This window comes from Streptomyces sp. 8L (assembly GCF_020176795.1).
Lineage (GTDB): Bacteria > Actinomycetota > Actinomycetes > Streptomycetales > Streptomycetaceae > Streptomyces.
The window spans coordinates 2,135-5,799 of record NZ_JAIUKE010000605.1; the positions used below are offsets into that span (position 1 = coordinate 2,135).

A 3,665-nucleotide genomic window follows, 5' to 3' on the forward strand; every position below is an offset into this window, starting at 1 on the left:
CCCCCCGCCCGGCCCCGCCCCCCCCCCCCCCCGGCGGGGGCCCCCCCCCCCCCCCCCCCCCCCCCCCGGGTCTTCGTGCGTCTCCCGGCGCTTGGCCCGTTCCGGCCCTGGCCCGTTCGGCGTCTGCCCGCCCCCTCCGGCGCGCGGCCCGCGCGGGCCTTCCGCGACCGCCGGGGCGCGGCTCCGAGCGCCCTCAGGACGCCGCGTGCGGCACCTTCGCGCCGGTCGTCGCGCTGAGCACGACGCGGTCGCCCAGCGGCCGCTTCAGCGTCACCGTCTTCGTGAGCCGCTTCGCCAGCGCCTCGCACATCCGGCCCGGCTCCCGGGCGGGCTGCCGCACGAGCACCCGCACCGCCGAGGCGGACTCGTCCGCCCGCAGCCCGTACGTGCCGCACACCCCGCCCCAGAACCGCACCGTCAGATCACGGCCGTGCGTGGTGTACGAGAGGGACGCCTGACCCATCCCGCCCGCCGTCCCCGCGGTCGAGGCACCGGGCGCGGGCAGCCGGCTCGCGCCGGAGCCGGCCCCGTCGCCGGGCCTCATCCCGTGCGGCGGCAGCGTCGGCCTGAGGTACTCGGGCGCCACGGCCGGCTGCGTCACCCGGTACGCGGGTGTGCCGCCGCCCGGATCGGCGGTGAACAGCCACGACGGTACGAGCGCGGGCCGGCCGTTCACGGTGCGCGCCGCGAGCCCGAAGGCCGCCGAGCCCACCGGCACCGTCCGCTCCTCCGCCGGGGACCTGGACGCGCAGGTCGCCGACGGCGCGGGCTCCGCGCCCGTGACCGGCCCGCCGGCCAGCGGCACGCGCGGGGTGCACCCGCCCGCCCCCGTGGCGCCGGACGCCGCGCTGTTCAGCGCCTTCAGCGCCTGCGCCGCCCCGGTCACCGGGTAGGAGGTGCCCGCCGCCGGCACGGTGAGCTGCCCGCTGCCGCCCGCGATCCGTCCGTCGGCACCGACCTGGAGGCCGGTCGTCCAGCCGTACGTGGGCAGCCCGGCCACCACCGGGTCCGCGTTCACCATCCGCTCGGCCCCCAGCAGCCGCGCCGCGTCGACGTGGGCGCCGCGCTGTCCCACGGCCGCGAGCACGGGCGCGGCGGCCTGCTTCGCCGCCGCCTCGCCCACCGCGCCGCCGGCCCTGTGCACGGGGCCGCCCGGGTCGGGGTCGGGGCCCGTGGCGGTGCTCGGGCAGGAGGCGCCCTTCGCGCAGGAGGTGCCGGGGGAGACGGCCGAGCGGGTGAACGTCCAGGTGCCCGGCGCCTTCTTCTGCACCCGCAGCAGCGGCGCCGCGGTGTCGGTCACCGTACCGACCTGCCAGAACTGCCCGTCCGTGTGCGGGGCCCCGGACAGCCCCAGCGCTTTCGCCAGTGCCGCGACCCGCGCGGCCGTCACGTCCGCGTCCGCGTCGTACACCCGCGCCGAGTCCGGCCCGTCCGGCAGGGGGCCCCGCGCCCGGTAGACCAGCCCGCTCGGAGCCGGCTCTCCCGGAGCGATGCCGGTCACCGATGACGGCGAGGGCGACGTCGACGCCATGGGGCCGCCCGGGTCCACCCGCTCGTACGCGGGACCGCCGTAGCCCACCGCGTCGTAGGCGGGGCCGATGCGCAGCGGCGGCTTCGCGTCAGGACCGCCGCCCGATCCGGCCGCGAGGTACGCGCCGCCGCCGGCCACGACCAGGACCGCCGCCGCCACCGAGGCCGCCACGAGCGGCGTTCGCCGCCTGCGCCTGCCCGGTGCCGGGGCCGCGGTCGCCTCCGGGTCGTGGTGCGTGGTCCCGTCGCCGGGTTCTTGCGGCTGCTGTGTACTGCCCACGGCTCCCGCTCCTTCGGCCGGTTGTCCGTTCGTATGTCCACGGTCAACGGTGGGACGTGGCGGCCCCCGGCCCGGTTCCGGGCGCCGGGGCGGGGGGGGGCGGGGGCGGCCGTCCTGTCCCCGGCGCCTCGCTCAGCCCCCGTACTCCGGCATGTCCGCGACCAGCAGCACCGACCCCGCGTCGACCCGTACCCCTGCGATCGGCCGCACCGGCACGCCCGCGACGCCTGGCACGCCCGCGACGCCCGGCATGCCCGCGGCGCCCACCGGCCGCGCGCCCCACCGCGAGGACATGCGCGCACAGTGGCCGCGCAGCTCCGCGAGGCCCGCCCCCGGCTCGATCCCGACCTCCGCGCCGGCTCCGCCGCGCTTCACTCCGTGATGGCTCATGCACCCACGGTACGCAGGCCGGGGCGCGCGGCAAACTTCCGCATTCGGGTGGGTTCCCGCCCATGTGCCGAGGTCCTCCTCACGACGGCCCTTGCGGGGAGCGGTAGCGTGAAGAGCCAACCGTTCGTATCCCCAGGAGCGTTCACGCCGTGCGAATCGCAGTCTCCGGCTCCATCGCCACCGACCACCTGATGACCTTTCCGGGCCGTTTCTCGGACCAGCTCGTCGCCGACCAGCTCCACACGGTCTCCCTGTCCTTCCTCGTCGACAACCTCGACGTGCGCAGGGGCGGTGTCGCTCCCAACATCTGCTTCGGCATGGGCCAGCTGGGCCTGCGGCCGATCCTGGTCGGCGCGGCGGGGGAGGACTTCGACGAGTACCGCGGCTGGCTGGACCGGCACGGGGTCGACACCGGCTCCGTGCGCATCTCCGACCATCTGCACACCGCGCGCTTCGTGTGTACGACGGACTCCGACCACAACCAGATCGGTTCCTTCTACACCGGCGCGATGAGCGAGGCCCGGCTGATCGAGATCCAGCACGTCGCTGACCGTGTCGGCGGCCTCGACCTGCTGCTGATCGGCGCCGACGACCCGGAGGCGATGCTCCGGCACACCGAGGAGTGCCGCACCCGCGGCATCCCGTTCGCCGCCGACTTCTCCCAGCAGATCGCCCGGATGGAGGGCGACGACATCCGCACCCTCCTCGAAGGCGCCACATACCTCTTCTCGAACGAGTACGAGAAGGGCCTCATCGAGGCCAAGACCGGCTGGACCGACGCCGAGATCCTCAGCCGCGTCGGCCACCGCATCACCACCCTCGGCAAGAACGGCGCCCGCGTCGAGAAGATGGGCCACCCGACCATCGAGGTCGGCTGCGCGCAGGAGGAGGCCAAGGCCGACCCCACCGGCGTCGGTGACGCCTTCCGCGCGGGCTTCCTCGCGGGCCTGTCCTGGGGCGTCTCCCTGGAGCGCGCGGCCCAGGTCGGCTGCATGCTGGCCACGCTCGTCATCGAGACCGTCGGCACCCAGGAGTACACGCTGGCGCGCCACCACTTCCTCGAGCGCTTCACCAAGGCGTACGGCCACGACGCCGCCGTCGAGGTCCAGGCCCACCTGCCCGCCTGACCCGGGTACCCGGGCGGCCCGGCTCAGGACAGCCGGCGGACCAGGTAGGCGACGCCTCCGTCCGCCGGCCGTTCGCCCGCGTACTCCTGTCCGCGCATCTCGCACCACGCCGGGATGTCCAGCCGGGCCGCCGCGTCGTCCGACAGCACCGCCACCGTCCCGCCGACCGGCACGCGGCCGAACACCTTCGCCAGCTCGATGACCGGGATCGGACACCGCTTGCCCAGCGCGTTGACGACCATCGCGTCCGGCTCGCCGGCGCTCCCCGGCTCCCCGGGCGCCTCGGCCGGTTCGGGCTCCCCGCCCCCTCCCGGCGTCTCCGAGGCGGGCTCCGCACC

General features: G+C 76.5%; 4 protein-coding genes. 1 reads left to right on the plus strand and 3 read right to left on the minus strand.

The genetic code is table 11. The features are described from left to right. Window positions 1-193: 193 nt before the first annotated feature. A complete protein-coding gene (locus LCE31_RS35530) occupies window positions 194-1,810 on the minus strand; it encodes a hypothetical protein (protein ID WP_225021945.1) in 1,617 nt (538 codons plus the stop codon). Window positions 1,811-1,942: 132 nt separating this feature from the next. Beyond that, window positions 1,943-2,200, minus strand: coding sequence for a hypothetical protein (locus tag LCE31_RS35535; protein WP_225021947.1), 258 nt, complete (start codon window positions 2,198-2,200; stop codon window positions 1,943-1,945). Window positions 2,201-2,349: 149 nt separating this feature from the next. Here LCE31_RS35535 and LCE31_RS35540 point away from each other — a divergent pair, with 149 nt between their 5' ends. Further along, complete coding sequence (locus LCE31_RS35540; RefSeq protein ID WP_225021949.1) at window positions 2,350-3,327, plus strand: carbohydrate kinase family protein; 978 nt, start codon at window positions 2,350-2,352, stop codon at window positions 3,325-3,327. Window positions 3,328-3,350: 23 nt separating this feature from the next. Here LCE31_RS35540 and LCE31_RS35545 read toward each other — a convergent pair. Next, the coding region (locus LCE31_RS35545) for a sulfurtransferase TusA family protein (protein WP_225021951.1) at window positions 3,351-3,665 on the minus strand (315 nt) is incomplete at its 5' end.

What these genes read in the sequence shown, in the direction of transcription:
- LCE31_RS35535 (WP_225021947.1), bottom strand. Translation starts at nt 2,200, where the DNA reads ATGAGCCATCACGGAGTGAAGCGCGGCGGAGCCGGCGCGGAGGTCGGG.